Raw genomic sequence first — 18,707 nt, 5'->3', positions numbered from 1 at the left:
AAAACGACTTCGAATGAAGTCGCTCGTATTGAAACTTGGATGAATCACTATCCAAGAAAAATGTTCAAGTATCAGACACCTTTTCAGATGTTACAGGGTGGCTAGATTAAATTTGCAATTTGCCATTCTAAAAAAATATAGTAAAAATAAAAAAATGCCGTGAAACTTGTTCCTGAAGCTAAGACAAAACCAATAAAAAACTATAACGAAGAGACTACTGAAAATTCATAAGAAATGGATCATTTCTTTTTACAACCATTAGGAAAAAATACAGAAAAAACGAAATTAAAACGTCTTTTACTCACGAGTATTGTTGTGTGCAATCTCGATTGATCCCTTTGATTAAATTGTACGGGAAACAGTACTTCATGTCAAAAATACGGTTTGATAATTAGTGAACAAAGCAAAGAAAAAATGCCCTGTCAGAGCTGACAAAAGGCATTTTTACTGGGCTGTCAAAGTTTGCCACTGCACATCGCGTGTCATTCGTGGAATAAAAGCGCGGATTTCATCTTCATTGTAGCCGATCAACAATTTGTTGTTGTCCGTGATGATTGGTGCTTTGAAACACTCTGGATTTTCGTTGATAATGTCCAGCAATTCATCAAATGATTCTGATTCATCAACGAGCGTTCGGATATAGTGCGAATTGGCGGTGTTTGTCCCGCGGTTTTGTGTCTTGAGCTGGGTGACACCTTCGTCAGTCAATGACAAAATGTGAACCAATTCTTTCATCTTCAAATCCTTCAAATGAACCGTTTCAAAGGGAATTTTGTAGGCTTTTAACCATTTCAATGCAGAGCGGCAACTTCCAGAACCAGACTTTACAAAAACTTTAATCATGCTTGTTTCTCCTTTTTAGTGAGGCGTGAGCCTGTTTTGTAATATAAAAATAAATTAGATAATTTATTTGTTATATATATTATAACATAGTAATTTTAATAAACCTTAAAATAATCCAAAATAAACGAAAATAATTGACTTTGGTGAATTTTGTGGTATAATAAATTTATAAATAATTGATATATACCAATTTGCAATAGATTGATAAACAAAGGAGACCACAATGGAACTTATCGTTGTTAAAAGCCAACTCGAAGGCGCAAAAAAATGTTTTGATTTACTGAATGAAGCAATGGTTGGCGGGGCTAAGACGCTTGGCCTTGCAACAGGATCAACACCTGTCGAATTCTACAATCAAGTGGTTAATTCAGGACTTGATTTTACAGACATGACTTCTGTCAACCTTGACGAATATGTCGGACTTGATGGTTCAAACGAACAATCTTACCGTTATTTCATGAACAAACACTTCTTTGAAGAAAAACCTTTCAAAGAAAACTTCTTGCCCAATGGTAAAGCAACAGACCTTGAAGCAGAAGCGAAACATTACGATCAGATTATCGAGACGCATCCTATTGATTGGCAAATCCTTGGTATTGGGCAAAATGGACACATCGGTTTCAATGAACCTGGCACACCTTTTGAAGCAACAACGCACGTGGTTGATTTGACTGAATCAACAATTAAAGCCAATGCACGTTTCTTCGAACACGAAGATGAAGTGCCAAAAAAAGCCATTTCCATGGGACTTGCAAGCATCATGAAATCTAAAAAGATTGTTTTGATGGCTTATGGTGAATCAAAAGCAGAAGCAATCAAAGGCATGATAGAAGGCGAAAAAACAACGGCCCTTCCTGCATCAATTCTACAAGACCATGCACATGTGATTGTCATTGCTGACGAAGCAGCCGCATCACTCTTATCAAAATAATGATGATAAAACAAAAAAACTGAGGTTTTCCTCAGTTTTTTTTATTTTCGTTTTTATTTTTGGCGATAAATACGGTGATTATCTTTGATTTCTTCAATCGAATAATCTGCATCATCAGCAAATTTTGTATTGTGATTAAAGTCGATTTTTTCTTCAAACATGGCTTCGTAAGCTTCAATCGAAAGCTTGACACGGCTGTTTAACAGGGCTTCATGCTCAGTTTTACGCAAATGTTTTTCAAATCCAGGGACAAGAGTGGCAGTGAAAAATTCGGCTACCGTTCCTGAACCGTATGAAAAGAGACCAATTTTATCGCCGGCACTCAACTGCTCAGAGTTTTCAAGTAAAGAAATCAAACTCAAATACAATGAACCAGTATAGAGATTTCCAACGCGACGGTTATAAACAATGCCACTTTCAAATTGTGCCATCAAGTACTTTTGAACAGCTTCTGGCTCAGTTTCTAATTTTGGAAGCAGTGCTTTTTTACCCATTTTTGTATATGGCGTATGGAAAGCAATGGCTGCAAAATCAGCAAAATGCGCATCGTTACGGCGACAGTATTCGTCCCAAACTTGGCTGAAGGCATCAATATAGACAGAATTTGAAAACTTACCATCAACACTTGGATAAGCTTGACCAGTTGGACGCCAAAAATCATAGATGTCTTGGGTCAAGGCCACATTGTCCGCATTTAAGGCTAAGATGGCAGGATGACTACTGATGAGCATGGCAACAGCCCCGCCCCCTTGAGTAGGTTCACCACCAGATTTTAAGCCATATTTTGCAATATCAGTCGCAATGACCAATACTTTGCGATCAGGGTGCAAGGCAACGAAATCATGAGCCAATGAAAGACCTGCAGTAGCTGCATAACAAGCTTCTTTCATCTCTACAGACCGTGCAAACGGCTGAATACCTAAGAGTCCATGAACCACAACAGCACTCGCTTTGGATTCGTCAACACTTGATTCAGTAGCAACAATCACCATATCAACCGCTTTTTTATCTTCTGGGCTAAGAATTTGATCCGCAGCAGAAGTCGCAAAAGTGATAATATCTTGTGTAATCGGATTGACCGCCATCTGATCTTGACCAATTCCGATATGGAATTTGGCAGGATCAACATTTCGCGCAATCGCAAGGTCGGTCATATCAACATAATAATGTGGTACGAAAAAAGCAAGTTTATCAATACCAACAGTAGTTTCAATATTTTTCATAGCCATATTATAACATAAATATGATCAATAAAATGCACACAATCGATTTCGATTTTGTTTCTATTGTAAAACGAATGAAAAACAAATGAGAGATTTAAAAGGATTAAAATAGAATTTTTCTGTTATAATATGAGTGGAAAAGAATTTGAACGTAGAAAGAATAGACATTTTTAATGATGAATGAAACAGTTATTTTAGATAGTTGTCGTACGCCAATGGGCAAGTACAATGGGATTCTGAGTGATTACAGCAGTAGTCAGCTCGCAAGTCAGCTGGCAAAACAGTTGCTTGAAAAAAATCCTGTCGCCAAAGCTGCCGTTGACCAAGTCATTTTTGGTTCTGTTATCACAGCCGGTCAAGGTCAAAACATTGCGCGTCAAATCTCTATCAAAGCTGGACTTCCTGTTGAAGTCCCAGCCATGAGCATCAATGAAGTGTGCGGCTCAGGCATGAAATCAGCCATCTTGGCTAATCAATCCATCTTACTTGGAGAGTCACAAGTGGCTCTTGTAGGTGGCGTTGAAATCATGTCTAAAACGCCGAATGTCAGCACTGACAAGAATAATCAAGAACTGTCAGCCATGACTAAAGACGGCCTTCTAGATGCTTTTTCTGAACAACTGATGGGCAATACAGTTGAAGTGATTGCCAATCAGTATGGCATTACCCGAGAAGCCATGGACGCATTTGCCTATGCTTCACATCAAAAGGCGCTTCAAGCCAGAGCAGCTGGAAAATTTGACGCAGAAATCGTCAGCATTGACCAAGCAGTTGAGGACCAATGCCCACGGCCAGATACATCGCTTGAAAAATTGTCCACTTTAAGAACAGTTTATCAAGAAAACGGAAAACTTACCGCAGGAAATTCATCTCCTGTCAGTGATGGCGCAAGTGCCATTTTACTGGCTTCAAGTGAATTTGCTGCTCAAAATAATTTAGCTGTCTTGTCAATTATGAAAGCAACAGCAGAAGTTGGTGTAGAACCAGAAAACATGGGAATTTCACCAATTAAAGCCATCAACAAATTACTTAAAAAAGTGAACTTATCTGTTGATGACATTGATTTATTTGAAATCAATGAAGCATTTGCAGCGTCAAGCCTTGTCATTGAACAAGAACTTGGTCTTTCAAGTGATAAAGTCAATATTTATGGTGGCGCGATTGCCCTTGGACACCCGCTCGGAAGTACTGGAGCGCGCATGCTTGGAACTCTGAGTCATCAGCTCAATCAAGAAAACAAACGTTACGGCGTTGCCAGCCTCTGTATCGGTGGCGGTCTCGGACTAGCTGTTTTACTTGAAAATCCAAATGTAATATAAGGAGAAAGCCCAGAATTCTGGGCATTTTTTAAAAAATGGAAAAAAAATTCTATCAAATGACAGCCAAAGAGCGAATGGCAACACTCCAGATTTCTGAGGAAAGCCGTGAGACGCTCAAGAATATGGCACTTGATCCTCTTGTTGCAGACAATCTCATCGAAAATCAAATCAGCGAATTTGAAATTCCAATGGGAATTGCCCAAAACTTTGTCATCAATGACCAAAGCTATCTAGTGCCAATGGCGACAGAAGAACCGTCAGTCATTGCTGCTGCTAGCAATGGTGCGAAAATGGCTCAAAATTTTCATGCGGTGATTACAGAGCGACTCATGCGTGGGCAAATTGTCTTTTATGACGTGGAAAATCCGTCAGCGCTGACAGCCTTTATTGGACAGCAAGAAGCGGCTATTTTTGAAGCTGCAGCATCAAGTTACCCTTCAATCATCAAACGTGGTGGCGGTTTACGCAAACTTTCCACACGTGTTTTTGAGGAGGGATTTGTCTCTGTTGATTTTCAGATTGATGTCAAAGATGCCATGGGTGCCAATATTGTCAATGCCATTTTAGAAGGGGTAACGGCTTTATTTCACGACTGGTTGCCAGAGGCAAATATTTTATTTAGTATCCTGAGCAATTATGCGACGGAGTCTTTGGTCACGGTCAGCTGTGATATTCCAGTAGCGGGCTTATCTAAAACAGGTAACGGCTTAGAAGTGGCTGAAAAAATTGAAAAAGCATCGCAATTTTCAAAACTTGACCCCTACCGTGCGGCCACACATAATAAGGGCATCATGAATGGGGTTGAAGCAGTTGTGTTGGCAACGGGGAACGACAGTCGTGCCGTCAATGCGGGAGCGCATGCCTACGCCGCCAAATCTGGTCGCTATGAAGGCTTCGCCACATGGACAGTTGAAAATCAAGTGCTTCATGGCCAGTTAACCCTGCCACTTCCTGTAGCAACGGTGGGTGGAGGCACAAAAGTGCTTGCCAAAGCACAAGCCGCTCTTGATATTTTAAAAGTAACCAAAGCAGAAGATCTGGCCAAAATTATTGCAGCAGTTGGACTCGCTCAAAATTTAGCAGCCTTGCGCGCCTTAGTATCGGAAGGCATTCAAAAAGGGCACATGAGTTTGCAAGCCAGAAGTCTTGCCATGTCGATTGGTGCAACGGCAGCCGAATTGCCAGTTTTAACTGAAAAATTACGCCAGTCAAAATTGATGAACCAAGCCATTGCACAAGAATTGCTCAATCAAATTAGAAAACAAGACTAGTTCTTGTTTTTTGTAGAAAAAAGAATACAAAAGCTTGTATTTTGTTTGCAAATCAATTTAAATTGCGTTATGATAAGTTGGAAAAATTCAAATTGATGCCGCCAGTCACTAAATGAAGTGTAAAAAAATTTAGAAAATGGCTTGTATCAGATGACAGAAGGTCAAAAATTGAAAAAGAAATACTTATTCATGACTTTATTATTGACGGCGTTGATTTTTGGACTTGGTGCACCTAAAGCAATGGCTGCAACCATGGATTTCACGATCAATCCGCAAATCCCAAGCAATCAAGCCAATCCTGGCGAAGGTTTTTATGACTTGCTCATGCCGACGCCAGGAAGTCAGGAAAATTTGCAAATTGTCTTTAAAAATGTCAGCAAAAAGACAGTGACGGTTGAAACAGCAGTGGCTTCTGCCACAACAGCCACCTCAGGTGTCGTCCAATACACACCAAATAATATCAAAGCTGACAAAACACTGAAATATGACCTCAAATCACTCGTGCAAATTCCGTCAGAGATTACACTTAGTCCTGACCAAACCAAAATCGTTACGGTCAAGGTAAGTATGCCAAGCGAGAGTTTTCACGGGATTATCGCAGGTGGGCTGACCTTCAAGGAAAAAGGCAACAGTCAATCGACCAGCTCAAATAAAGGCATCATGATTACCAATGCCTATCAGTACATGGTCTCAGTCTTGATGCGCCAATTTCACGACAAGCAAGCGCCTCAACTGGTGCTGAATAATGTGGTTGCAGGCCAAGAAAATGCCCGAAATGTCATCAGCGTCAATCTGGAAAACACTGCAGCTTATTTCTTGAACAACATGAATGTCAATGCGCAAGTCGTTGGCCTCGATAACAGTTCGCTTAAATATAGCTTCAAAAATTCAGCCATGCAAATGGCACCAAACTCAAACTTTAACATGGCCATTCCCGTCAGTTTGCAAGGCGCTCTGACTGCCAATCAATACTCAAAACCGCTCCAAGCTGGAAAATATCGCATGACCATGACAGCTTATGGCCAAGAAGACAGCGCAGGGAGCTACAGCGCTCCTGACACGACAGGAACCACCCAGCACTATGATTATCGTTGGACTTTTACGAAAGATTTCACCATCACACAAGCCCAAGCAGCAGCGCTCAATAAAACGGACATGTCGCTTCCAAAACCCAATTATTTTTGGATTTATGTCATGAATGGCCTGGCAGTTGTTTTAGTTGCAGCATTTGTCACTTTCTTTGTGGTCTCACGCAAGCGTAAAAAAGCACATGCCAACGAAAAAGACCAATTACAAGCCAAGATTGATGCCATGCAAAAAGAATTAGAAGCAAAAAATAAAGATTAGGGCGCAAGTCCACAAAAAAAGGGCGGGAGTCCTTTTTTTGTGGACTTGTCAGAGCTGACAAAAAGGAAAAACAAGCTGTAAGCTCTTACTTTTGTTTGCAAATGTAAATAGTTTGTAAAAAACTTGTTAACAAATGTCAATACAAATAGGTCTAAAACTCTTGACATTTTTCATGAAAGGTTTATAATTGTCAATGCGTCGAACGTAATAAATAGATGACTCCGCACAGTCCGGGCTTAATACACCAGAAATGAATTTTGAAGCCCACGGGAAAGAGGATTAACACCAACACATGAAAAAATCACTTAAAGTAGCTTCACTTTCAACTCTCGCTTTAACCGTATTAGCATTAGGCACAGGCCTTGCAAGTGCAGATACTTTCGCTACACCTGTTACGACAACAACATCAACAGGTAACACAACTCCTGTCAGCTTGACTTTCCAAGCTGGTAACCTTCAACTGACTTCAGCTCCATCATTTGCTACAACTTCAAACTTGAGCATTCTCTCAAACACAACTTCAGAAAACTATACCATTCCTGCAGGTACAACAACACCAACGATTGCTGTTAGCGACTTGACAGGTGGAACAACTGGTTGGACAGTTTCTGCTCAAGCATCAACATTGACAGGTGCAGGTTTGACAACTATCGGTGCTGGCAACTACTTGACATTGAACATGGGTGCATTGACTGCCTCAGGTTCAGCTTCTAAAGTTGCAGCAGCAACATCAGCTACACAACTGACAACTGACGGTGCAACAACTGTTCCCGTTCTTACTGCCAGCGATGACAGCAACCAATCAGTCAGCCAAGCTGTAACATCAGCAACTTTAACAACTGGTGCTGGACAAGTTATAAATGCAGGTCACTACACAGGAACCATCACTTGGACGATTTCAAACGCTGCAGGTACTGTCAAATAAGCTTGATCAGATCATCAGCTGAAAACGAAAAAGCCGAAACGAAAAATGCTCCGAAGAGATTTACAAATGCAATAAAAATTAAAAAAGCGGCCAAATACAATCGGTCGCTTTTTATGAAATAAAGGGGCAGCCTCAAAAAGAAATGCAACAGGCTTGTAATTTATAAACTACTGGACTATAATAAAATGGAATAGAAATTTTTACCGCACTTATTTATCAAGAAAAGAAAAATGAAAAGAAAATTTAGAGAAGGAAGCGCATGAACCAAAACAATCGAAAAAAATGGAAATACGGCATCTTTATTTTCGTCTTATTATTGTTGCCACTTTTAGGACTGGTGAGTCCTTTTTTCCAAAATCAATCGCAAGCCCAAACCCTCTTGTCAGGGAATTTTGGAGGCGTGTCTTATGTTTTGGACGGGACAACAGGACAACTGACCATCAGTCCCAATACAAGCAGTAGTAATTATGCAGCGGGTGTCATTCCGACCAACAGTACGGATAGTCCAACTTACTATCCTTGGGCATACAATAATAATGTCAAGAGCATTGTTTTCACGTCAGGAACGACATATACCTCGCAAGCCAATGCTGATTATCTCTTTGCCAACATGCCAAGCCTAACCAGCATCAGCACCAATAATAGCTTGAACATGGTCTCAACGCCATATGCTTACCACTTGTTTGACGGCGACACAGCACTTGCTGCAACGCAAGCGGCTAAAACCAGTGGCACCACATCGACTTGTGCCGCAGTAGCAGCACAAGCAGCGACAACAACGACGCCTGCCATAGATGCCGTTCTTGCCAGTACTGGTGTTTCATGGTCAGTTTCAGGAGGCACTATGACTTTAGGCGCTGGAACATTGCCCACCAATACCAATGATGACCCGACCTTCTGGCCTTGGTATGATAATTCTGCTATAACCAAGATTGTGGTCGGCGGAGCAGCAGCAGGAGGCACGGTCTCAACGTCAAATAGCCTCCAAGGCAATCTCTCCATCGGCTATCTGTATGCCAACTTGTCAAATCTTGCAAGTATCCAATCGACAAATGGTGCAAACGACTATTTCAATGGGATTTTGACGGGTTCAACAACAACAACCGAAACCATGAACGACGTCGATAACATCATGATTAACGACACCAATCTGAACTTGAACCCCGTTGTCGGAACCACAGGCTCAACGACTTATACTTCGGCCATGGCATCCATCTCAAACGGCGTCATCACACTAAATGCCGTTGCACAAGCAAATAATGTCACGGATGACCCTACTTTTTACCCTTGGTACGGCGACTCAAACATCACCTCATTTACCACCAATGCCACATGGGTAGCTTCAAACGGTGTGGTCAATGCCAAAGGTGGAACGGCAGGCGGTTCAGGAACCATGGTTTCATGGACAACGGACGCTTCCTTTATGTTCGCCAATCTGCCAAATCTAAGTGTCTTTAACAAATGGATTACGCTTGACCTTTTGACAGGGCCAGCAGATGAAAGCTTCTTACTGGCAAACGACCAAAAATTCACAGGAAATCCGGGCTTAAACTCAAGCTCACTTGCCAATGTCAATGACTATTTTGCCACAGGTAATTCAACAGCTGCAACCATTGCGGGTGGTAATGGTATGATGTACATGCAGTTCAACGTTGTCAATAACGGGGCAAAAAACATGACCATTGCCTTAAACGGCATGATGCAAAATGACGCCCTCATCACGTCATTCTATTCGGCAACCAACTCAACGCCATCAGGGCATGGCTGTGTCCTTGATATGAATAGCATGTTCCAAGGGGACTCAAGTCTTGTTGCGGTCAACTTAGGTGGTGGCTTCTTGCTTGCCACAGGTGCAACATACAACACCATTGTGGCAGGTGCCACAAACCTCATGTCCTTTGTCGGAGTTTCTGGAACCAATACAGACTTTCTTGATGTCATCAACAATGCAATCACAGCTAATGGCGGGACAAACAATAACGGGACTGGTTCTGCAACCATCACCTCAACCGTCGAAGTCAGCGGTACAAAAGGCGCAATCTACACTGGTCAAACCTTCACACCAGGTTCCAATCTCTTGATGGCACAAGATGCCAATGGTGTCACTTACAAATGGCCAAGTAGCAGTTTACTGGTTGCGTACAGTACGACAAGTACTGGGACTTTTTCAACCTTTGAGCCGGGTGGTTCGTCGGCAAGCACGCTTGCTTCAATCTTGCCATCCAGTCTCTTTAACACAACGACAGGGATTGCCAAAGCCACAGGTACCTTATATGTCGAATACCAACTTTCAGTTGGTGGAAGCGTTGTGGCGACCAGTACGGCACAACCTGTAACCATTACTGCCAACCAAGCCAGTCTGCTTGCAACTGCAAGTACGTCTATCTATACCGGCTCGGCCGAGGCAGCTGCCTTTACGCCATTGAGTTTGGTGACAACGGCGACTGACTATGCAGGAACTTCGATTGATGACAGTTCGCACGTCAGCTATACGATTACCAATAGCTCAAGTGTAGCAGTTTCGACTGCGACCATGCTTGCGACGCCAGGTACTTATACCATTAACTATAGCTTGGCAGATACAACGGGTAATCCCATTGTGAGTAGTACAGGGGCGGTTTTGACGGCCAGTGCACAAGTCATCATTAAAAATGATCCAACTTTGACTTATGCCAACAGTCAAAATGCTTCTGTTGTGCTACAAAAAGGGGCAACCTATACGCCACCAACCTTTGCATACACCGGATACAATGGTGAAACGACAGGACTCAATGTTGTCTTGACAGCAACATCAGGCCCGACTGCAAGTCTTGATACTTCAACGACTGGCGTTTATTATTTGACTTATAGCTTAGAAGACGCTTCTGGAAATCTTCTCTATAATAGTGCCGGAAATGCAGTTAATCTGACACAGACCGTCACGATTGACGCGTCAACCATTCAAGCCATCAGTTCAAGTAGTATCGGTGATGCGGATACGAGTTTTGATCCATTGAGTTTGGTCAGTGCTACAGATGTTTCCGGCAATGCAGTAGCAAGTTCAGCCATTAGCTATACTTATAACTTGGTCGGCTCATCGAGTCTGTCAGGAACTCAGGCGGATTTCGCAACCAATTATGCCACATGGTTGGGAAGCTCAGGCACTCAAAGCGGTACGATGACCTTTACTTATAGCTATACAGATACGGCGACAAGTAAGGTCTTGACCGCAACAGCCACCGTTACCGTCTTAAATGACGGCACCTTATTTGAAACGAATAATTCAACGACTGATAATACGCTTGGCCCAGCAACAGCTTCAACATGGAACCCACTTGTTTTGATTTCTAAAATCACAGATACAACTGGCAAGACCGTTTATAGTACAACGGTTGGTTCAGGAACGGTTCCACCAACCAGCTTGTCATCAAACATTAGCTATACGATTTCAGATGCGAAAGGAAATCCTGTAGCTAATGTTGCCACCATGCTCAATCAGTCAGGAACTTACAAAATCACTTATACCTATAAGGATACAGCGTCCAATACTTTGATTGCCACCTCAAATGTGCAAGTTCAAGAAGGCTTATTCTTAAATACAGCACCTTCCTTTAACTTATCCTCGGCTTCGACCACAATTACAGGAACACCAATTACGGTCAATGGCACAGCAAATGGTAATTTGACCATCGTCAATTCGCCTGCCACAAGCAATGGCTGGAGTCTTGATGCAGCACTGTCTTCATTTACTGGGACAGACAGTTCAAACACAGTGTGGACTTTGAGTGGAACAACCTTAAGTTTTAACATTGCCAACAGTCAAACCGTTACGAATGGCCCAACGGTCATCACATCAAATGGGACGTCTAAATCAAGTTTAGCAGGTGATGGAACGTCAAGTACCTTGATTTCCGCACCTGGTAGCACAGGCATTGGCACAAGTACATTCACTGTTTCTTCACCTAGTTTGCTGATTTCAGGAAGTGACCTCTATAATATTGTCCCTGGTGTCAATTATCATGCTACGATTACTTGGACCATTTCCGATTCAGCAACCGTTGTTAATTAAAGGAGGGCGAAATGTCAAGAGCATTTGTTTTAGTTGGTTTTCTGATATTAGTTGTGGTTTATGGATTTTCCATTGCCAAGATGACTTATTATGAGTGTCCCAACTGTTAGGCACATTTTAAACGAAATGCTTGGGATTTACTCAAACCACATTTCTTTGGCAAACGCGAAGAAAGCTGTACACAATGCGGACAAAGAGCCATGATGCTTCGGCATTTTGGAAAAGAATAAAAGTAAATCTTTCGGGATTTATTTTTTTAATCAAAATGTTTACGTTTGTAAACAAAAGGTGTATAATAGAAATAACAAAACAGAAAAAGAAAAAGAGGATTAAAAATGAAAATTGGTGTGATTTCAGCAACAGGAAAACTTGGAAAAATGATTTTTGATGAAGCTGTCAAAAATGGAGATGATGTGACAGCTATCATTCGGGATTCCAAAAAAGCAGAGCAATTTGATGGCAAGGTTATTGTCAAGGACATTTTTGATTTGGAATATGAAGATTTAGCTCCATTTGATGTGATTGTTGATGCTTTTGGGACACATGGCCCAAGTGCCATGCATCTTCATACAGAAGTGATTGAAAAATTGGCCTCAATCCTTGAAAATAAACCCAATCGTTTGATTGTTGTTGGTGGTGCAGGAAGTCTTTATGTCGATCCTGAGCATCGCACGCAATTATTTGAAACGGACGGTTTCCCAGAAGCCTTTAAACCAATGGCCATGGCACAATCAAAAGCACTTGATCTTTTGCGGACTTACGCCTCAGTTAATTGGACATTCATTAGTCCAGCTGCCGATTTCCGATATGATGGAAAGAAAACAGGCAATGTTTTGGTAGCCGGCGAAGAATTTACTTTAAATAGTAAAAAAGAGAGTCAAATTTCTTATATTGATTATGCCGTAGCTCTATTGGAAGAAGCAAAAGCTGGTCGTCATCTCAAAGAAAGAATTTCATTTATCGAAAAATAGGCCTGTCAAGTTTTTTTCTTGACACCTTATACAAATCGTGTTATACTAATAAATGTAAAAATAATTCTAAAGAGGAACATAAACATGTCTGTAAAAATTCGTTTGACTCGTATGGGTTCTAAGAAAAAACCATTCTACCGTATTAACGTTGCTGATTCACGTGCACCACGTGATGGTAAATTCATCGAAACAGTTGGTACTTACAACCCACTTATCGCTGAAAACCAAGTTACTTTGAAAGAAGAACGCGTTATGGAATGGTTGAGCAAAGGTGCTCAACCATCAGATACAGTTCGTAACATCTTGTCTAAAGCTGGTGTTATGAAGAAATTCCACGACCAAAAATTTGGCAAATAATTATTAAAAACCGCTTTTAATGCGGTTTTTTTGAAAAAAACATCATTTGGATTTAACGAAGGTTAAATTAGAGTAGAGGAAAGAAAATGCAAACAGATGTTAAAGATTTAGTCTTGACTATCGTCAAGCCCCTTGTGACACAACCTGATGAGGTTTCACTTGAAATTGTTGATGGCGAAGAATTTGCTGAATACCATTTGAAAGTGGCTGAAACAGATATTGGTCGCATTATTGGCCGTCAAGGTCGTATTATTCAAGCCATTCGTACCGTCGTTTACTTTGTTCCTGTTGAAGGAAAAAAAGTGCGTCTTTTGGTGGATCAATGATAAATAGAGCAGTCCTCTTTTGAGTGCTGTTTTTTTATTGAAAAAAGAAAAAAGCGTCAAAAAAAGTGTTATAATGAGTGAACTAACTTGAGAGGATACCAAATGAAACTACAAGAACAATTCATTAAAGCAAAAGATGGACATGACATTCGCGTTGACATTTTTGAGCCTGAAACACAGGCCAAAGGGATTGTACAGCTGGTGCATGGTTTTGGCGAATATATCGGCCATTATGTGACCGTGATTGATTTTTTTCTTGGGCAGGGTTACATTTGCGTCATGCATGACCAAAGGGGACACGGGGCTTATGCAGCAAAAGATCCAAGTCAAAGAGGCGTTTCTAAAGCTTATGGTCTCTTTTTAGAGGATTTGGCGCGCGTGCGGGATTTGATTGCACAAGATTTTGAGGACTTGCCTGTTTACTTGATGGGACATAGCATGGGGGGCAATATCGTCTTGAATTTTTTGCTTCGTCAAGAAGAAAATCAACAGTCTTATGAAAAAGTGATTGTCGAGTCGCCTTGGCTTGACTTGGCAGAACAACCACCTAAAATGGCTCAAAAAATGGCTGCAATCATAGGAAAACTCAATCCGAAAATCCGTGTGCATGCGGGGCTTCGCGTGGATTTGATTGCGCATGATGTTGATATGGTCAAAAGTGTTGTTGATGATGGTTATTTCCATGATCTGCTTTCTTTGCGTCTTTTTACGCAGATTAAAGAAGCAGGCCAATTTGCCTTGGCGCATGCCCAAAACATTCATGTGCCACTGTTACTGCTCGGTGCTGAAGAAGATGGCATTGTTTCAATAGCAGCCATTCGTCAGTTTGCTGCAACAGCAAACCCCAATATCACTTATCTGGAAATCAAAGGAGGCTATCATGCCTTACATATCGATACCGAAGCGGAAACGACCATGAAAAAGATTTTGGAATTTATCCAAGCTTCAGAAAAAATACAAAAAAATAAGCTAAAATGAGACTAGGACATCTGCTTTAAAAATGATATAATATAGGATATGACTAAATTTTACAATGTGGGAACAATCGTGAACACACAAGGGCTTCAAGGTGAGGTTCGTGTGATGCCAACGACAGATTTTCCTGAAGAACGTTTTGCAAAGAACTCTGAACTTGCTTTGTTCGATACGAAAGACCAAAAAATGCTTGATTTGAGAGTCAAATCAGGAAAAGCTTATAAAAATATGTATCTGGTTAAATTTTTTGGCTATGATCACATCAATGACGTTGAAAAATTGAAAGGAATGAAATTAAAAGTTGCCGAAGAAAAGCTGTCAGCGCTGACAGATGGCGAATTTTATTATCATGAAATTATCGGTTTGGATGTCTATGAAAACGATGTGTTGCTTGGCCAAATTTCTGAAATTTTGCAACCGGGTGCCAATGATGTCTGGGTAGTCAAACGCAAAGGGAAACGTGATTTGCTCTTGCCTTACATTCCACCTGTTATTCTGAAGGTTGATGTGGCTGCAAAACGCGTCGATGTTGATGTAATGGATGGTTTGGACGATGATGCGACAAGTGAGGGTGACGAGGCATGAGAGTAGATATTTTAACCCTCTTCCCTGAAATGTTCGCCCCACTTAACCAATCCATCGTTGGAAAGGCCCAAGAAAAAGGCTTAGTAGAAATTCATACCCATGATTTTCGCGAAAATGCCAGCAATAAGCAAAGACACGTTGATGACATGCCTTACGGTGGCGGTCAAGGCATGCTTTTGATGCCACAACCCATTTTTGATACCATGGATAAATTTCCTCATGAAAATGCACGGGTCTTGCTCATGGACCCTGCAGGTAAGAAATTTGACCAAAAAATGGCAGAAGAACTTTCCAAAGAAGACCAATTGGTCTTTATTTGTGGGCATTATGAAGGCTATGACGAACGCATTAAGTCTGTCATTACTGACGAAGTGTCTTTAGGGGATTTTGTTTTGACAGGCGGAGAAGTGGCAGCCAATGTCATGGTTGATGCAGTCGCACGTCTCATTCCAGGTGTGCTTGGAAAACAAGCCAGCTATGAAGACGACTCTTTTTCAAGTGGCTTGCTTGAGTACCCGCAATACACTCGACCAGAAGATTTTCGTGGCATGAAAGTGCCAGAGGTCTTGATGTCTGGCCATCATGAAAACATCAGAAAGTGGCGCTTGACGGAAAGTTTAAGAAAAACGCTTGAACGCCGTCCAGATTTGCTTGAAAAATACGATGCCAATGAAGAAGAAATAAAAATTTTAAGAGACTTACGTCAATCAAGCAAAGCATCTGATGATGTGGTAGAATGAAGAGGTCTAAGAAATGAAATCTGAGGAAAATGGCATTGAAAGGAATCAAAATTCTCCTTTTTTAAATTATATTTGGGATTTTGATGGTACCCTTTTCAATACGTATCCGACGATGCTCAAAGCATTGAAAATGGCGATGGACAAGCACGACATTCATTATTCAGGAGATTTGGCAGTTTATATCAAGCAATTCTCGATTAAACAATTTGCCGAAAACTATGGCAATCCTGCATTTTTGGAGGATTATCATCAGCTTGAACATGACTTGCAAATGCAGACGCCGCCTGTCTTTTATGCTGAAATACCGCAAATCTTGCAAAATATCGTGGCAGACGGTGGTCAAAACTTTGTTTTGAGCCATCGTGATGCAACAACTTATGACTATTTAGGAAAATGGCAAACTTTATTTACCGAAATTATTACTTCAAAACAACCATTTGCCAGAAAACCTAGCCCAGAAGCATTGCTTTATTTGCTTGAAAAATATCAGTTGGACAAAGCAGTAACAGTCATGGTTGGCGACCGTCCGCTTGATGTTGAAGCAGGAAAAAATGCCGGTATTTCAACACTTTTGTTAGACGAAAACGACTTATTCGGCCAAATTGCCGATATAAAATATAAAAAATGGAGCGAGTGGAAATGACTTTAGTTATTGAACGTGAACAAGAATTTGTGAATCAGTTTCATTATGATGCACGCAACTATGAATGGGAAAAAGAAAATGGCACACCTGAAACATCATTGAATGTGCAATTTCAATTGGTTCCTGTGGAACAATTAGAAAAAGCAAATGACGGTGATACAGGAATTCACACCATTTTGACCTTCATGATTCCTTTGGAAAATATCGTAATTTCAGGCTTTGTTAGCCAATTAAATTACGTACGCGACCGCAAAATTGAAGAACAAGATGAACTTGTTCAAGAAGAAATGACACAGTTGGCTTCACCTCTGTTTGATTTGTTGAAACGCATGGTTTATGAAACAACTGAAGTTGCCTTAGACCAACCCGGAATTCAATTAGAATTCTAATTTATTTTTATTTCATCAGTACTGATGAAAATATACGGAGTTATTATTATTAAATGAAATTAGCCATTATCACAGATACGTCGGCAGAAATTGCTGATAAGTATAAAAAACGTGACGATTTATATGTGCTGGAAATCCCGATTTCGATTGATGGTGTGGATTATCAGCCTTCACAAATTGCAAATGAAAAATGGTTTGATTTGATGAAATCAGCCAAAGATGTACCGAAAACTTCACAGCCTTCTGTCGCAGCGTTGGAAATCTTACTTCACAAGCTTCAAGACGAGGGCTACACTCATGTGCTTGGCATGTTTTTGCCAGCCGGAATTTCAGGCTTTTATGCCAATGCCTTTTATTTACAATCTGAATTTTCAGACATGAAAGTTGAGTTTCCTGAAACTTATATCACTTCAAGCCCATTAGGTTATCTGGTTCAGACTGCCTTTGATGGCCTTGATGCTGGAAAATCTTTTGAACAAATCTTATCTGATTTTAAATTCCAAAGAGATAACGACAATGCTTTCATGTTGGTTGACGATTTGAAATGGTTGGCAAAAGGAGGACGTTTGTCCAATGCTTCAGCTTTTGTTGGGACATTGATGAACATTAAACCTTTGTTGCAATTCTCTGAAGAAGGTGAAGTTGTCGTTTATGACAAAGTTCGGACGACCAAAAAAGCCCTTCAGGCCATGAAAAATCTCTTGATGGAAAAAACAAAAGACGGCGATTATAAGATTTACGTTTTAAATGCTGGAGGAGATCTTGCTCACGCAAAAGAAATGTATGATTTTACATTGGAACAAGGCTTTACAGATGTTGAATACACTAGCTTTGGCCCAGTAATTGCCACTCACCTTGGTGTCGGTGCGATTGCTGTCGCTTTGACCCCAAAAATTAAAGCATAAAGCGATAAACGTTTCATTTGTCATGGGCAAAGAAGCGTTTTTTCTAAAATAAAGGAGAAACAAATGATTAAAGTAATCATTGCGGGTTACCGTGGAAAAATGGGTTCTACTGCTGTAAATATGGTTTTAGAACAAGAAGATTTTGAGTTGGTCGCTTTATTTGATACACGCGCAGACGTGACAGAAGCATTTGGTGTGCCTGTCTTTACTGACAAGAATGAACTTTTAACCGTTGAGAGCGATGTCTGGATTGATTTCACACAACCTGGTGTTGCTTACGAACACACACGTTTTGCACTGGAACACGGCATTCGTCCTGTTGTTGGTACGACTGGTTTTACTGATGAACAAATCAAGACTTTGACAGAAATTTCAAGAAATCAAAAGATTGGTGGCCTGATTGCACCTAATTTTGCATTGGGAGCAGTCTTACTCATGCAATTTTCAAAAGTGGCCGCAAAATATTTCCCAGATGTTGAAATCATTGAATTGCACCATGACCAGAAAAAAGATGCGCCAAGTGGAACGGCTGTTAAGACGGCCGAATTGATGGCAGAAGTCCGTCAAGAAAAACACCAAGGAGCAAGCGATGAGATTGAAAGCATTGCTGGTGCCAGGGGTGCTGATTTTGAAGGCATGCGCATTCATTCTGTCCGCCTGCCCGGTTTGGTTGCACATCAGGAAGTCATTTTTGGCTCAAAAGGAGAAGGCTTGACTCTTCGTCATGACTCTTATGACCGTGTGAGCTTTATGACTGGCGTTGCTTTAGGTGTTCGCCAAGTCATGACCGTGTCTGAGTTGAAATACGGTTTGGAACATTTCTTAGATTTGTAAAAATGAAAATCATCAACAGATGATTTTTTTATTTTGTAAAAAAATTTTAAATGCTTGCAGTTAACCTTGAGACAT

18 protein-coding genes are annotated in these 18,707 nt (G+C 40.9%); 16 read left to right on the top strand and 2 right to left on the bottom strand.

What is annotated here, in order from left to right; translation table 11 throughout:
* Window positions 1-444: 444 nt before the first annotated feature.
* Window positions 445-843: an ArsC/Spx/MgsR family protein gene (locus GHI45_RS06490; protein WP_147780001.1), complete on the bottom strand. Its 399-nt coding sequence runs from the start codon at window positions 841-843 to the stop codon at window positions 445-447.
* Between the two features lie 223 nt (window positions 844-1,066).
* On the opposite strand from GHI45_RS06490, the gene GHI45_RS06485 reads away from it, so the two are divergent.
* A complete protein-coding gene (locus GHI45_RS06485) occupies window positions 1,067-1,774 on the top strand; it encodes a glucosamine-6-phosphate deaminase (RefSeq protein ID WP_147780000.1) in 708 nt (235 codons plus the stop codon).
* A gap of 53 nt (window positions 1,775-1,827) precedes the next feature.
* Here GHI45_RS06485 and GHI45_RS06480 read toward each other — a convergent pair whose 3' ends face one another.
* Window positions 1,828-2,997, bottom strand: a complete 1,170-nt coding sequence (locus GHI45_RS06480) for a hydroxymethylglutaryl-CoA synthase (protein WP_147779999.1) — start codon at window positions 2,995-2,997, stop codon at window positions 1,828-1,830.
* A 176-nt stretch (window positions 2,998-3,173) separates the two neighbouring features.
* Between GHI45_RS06480 and GHI45_RS06475 the strand changes: the two genes are divergently transcribed.
* The 15 genes from GHI45_RS06475 to dapB all read left to right on the top strand — a co-directional run bounded on the left by GHI45_RS06475 (window position 3,174) and on the right by dapB (window position 18,632).
* Window positions 3,174-4,316, top strand: coding sequence for a thiolase family protein (locus GHI45_RS06475; protein WP_147780008.1), 1,143 nt, complete (start codon window positions 3,174-3,176; stop codon window positions 4,314-4,316).
* A gap of 35 nt (window positions 4,317-4,351) precedes the next feature.
* Window positions 4,352-5,587: a hydroxymethylglutaryl-CoA reductase, degradative gene (locus tag GHI45_RS06470; RefSeq protein WP_147779998.1), complete on the top strand. Its 1,236-nt coding sequence runs from the start codon at window positions 4,352-4,354 to the stop codon at window positions 5,585-5,587.
* 189 nt (window positions 5,588-5,776) lie between these two features.
* Window positions 5,777-6,934, top strand: a complete 1,158-nt coding sequence (locus tag GHI45_RS06465; RefSeq protein ID WP_187230090.1) for a DUF916 and DUF3324 domain-containing protein — start codon at window positions 5,777-5,779, stop codon at window positions 6,932-6,934.
* A gap of 292 nt (window positions 6,935-7,226) precedes the next feature.
* Entirely contained in the window at window positions 7,227-7,859 is a 633-nt protein-coding gene (locus GHI45_RS06460; RefSeq protein ID WP_147779996.1) for a WxL domain-containing protein, read from the top strand.
* A gap of 259 nt (window positions 7,860-8,118) precedes the next feature.
* A complete protein-coding gene (locus GHI45_RS06455) occupies window positions 8,119-11,907 on the top strand; it encodes a hypothetical protein (RefSeq protein WP_147779995.1) in 3,789 nt (1,262 codons plus the stop codon).
* Between the two features lie 335 nt (window positions 11,908-12,242).
* Window positions 12,243-12,878, top strand: a complete 636-nt coding sequence (locus tag GHI45_RS06450) for an NAD(P)-dependent oxidoreductase (protein ID WP_147779994.1) — start codon at window positions 12,243-12,245, stop codon at window positions 12,876-12,878.
* An 84-nt stretch (window positions 12,879-12,962) separates the two neighbouring features.
* On the top strand, window positions 12,963-13,235 hold the full coding sequence (rpsP, locus tag GHI45_RS06445; RefSeq protein WP_147779993.1) for a 30S ribosomal protein S16: 273 nt from the start codon (window positions 12,963-12,965) through the stop codon (window positions 13,233-13,235).
* Between the two features lie 86 nt (window positions 13,236-13,321).
* Window positions 13,322-13,561 carry a KH domain-containing protein gene (locus GHI45_RS06440; RefSeq protein WP_054638866.1) on the top strand — a complete coding sequence of 80 codons (240 nt, stop codon included), beginning with the start codon at window positions 13,322-13,324 and terminating at the stop codon, window positions 13,559-13,561.
* A gap of 102 nt (window positions 13,562-13,663) precedes the next feature.
* Window positions 13,664-14,539, top strand: coding sequence for an alpha/beta hydrolase (locus GHI45_RS06435; protein WP_147779992.1), 876 nt, complete (start codon window positions 13,664-13,666; stop codon window positions 14,537-14,539).
* A 39-nt stretch (window positions 14,540-14,578) separates the two neighbouring features.
* Entirely contained in the window at window positions 14,579-15,121 is a 543-nt protein-coding gene (rimM, locus tag GHI45_RS06430) for a ribosome maturation factor RimM (RefSeq protein WP_147779991.1), read from the top strand.
* Window positions 15,118-15,861 (top strand): tRNA (guanosine(37)-N1)-methyltransferase TrmD, encoded by a 744-nt coding sequence (trmD, locus tag GHI45_RS06425; RefSeq protein WP_147779990.1) that lies wholly within the window; start codon window positions 15,118-15,120, stop codon window positions 15,859-15,861. Before rimM ends, trmD begins: the two co-directional genes overlap by 4 nt.
* Window positions 15,862-15,874: 13 nt before the next feature.
* The gene (locus GHI45_RS06420) at window positions 15,875-16,504 is read left to right on the top strand and encodes an HAD-IA family hydrolase (RefSeq protein WP_147779989.1); all 630 of its coding nucleotides are present in this window, start codon (window positions 15,875-15,877) and stop codon (window positions 16,502-16,504) included.
* Window positions 16,501-16,893 (top strand): DUF1149 family protein, encoded by a 393-nt coding sequence (locus GHI45_RS06415; RefSeq protein ID WP_147779988.1) that lies wholly within the window; start codon window positions 16,501-16,503, stop codon window positions 16,891-16,893. The genes GHI45_RS06420 and GHI45_RS06415 overlap by 4 nt, the downstream gene beginning before the upstream one ends.
* Before the next feature lie 53 nt (window positions 16,894-16,946).
* Window positions 16,947-17,798 (top strand): DegV family protein, encoded by an 852-nt coding sequence (locus GHI45_RS06410; RefSeq protein ID WP_147779987.1) that lies wholly within the window; start codon window positions 16,947-16,949, stop codon window positions 17,796-17,798.
* A gap of 63 nt (window positions 17,799-17,861) precedes the next feature.
* Window positions 17,862-18,632 carry a 4-hydroxy-tetrahydrodipicolinate reductase gene (dapB, locus tag GHI45_RS06405; RefSeq protein ID WP_147779986.1) on the top strand — a complete coding sequence of 257 codons (771 nt, stop codon included), beginning with the start codon at window positions 17,862-17,864 and terminating at the stop codon, window positions 18,630-18,632.
* Window positions 18,633-18,707 lie beyond the last annotated feature (75 nt).

The sequence above is a fragment of the Lactococcus sp. dk101 genome, assembly GCF_009601055.1.
GTDB lineage: Bacteria > Bacillota > Bacilli > Lactobacillales > Streptococcaceae > Lactococcus.
This window is presented reverse-complemented; position numbering and strand designations above follow the sequence as displayed.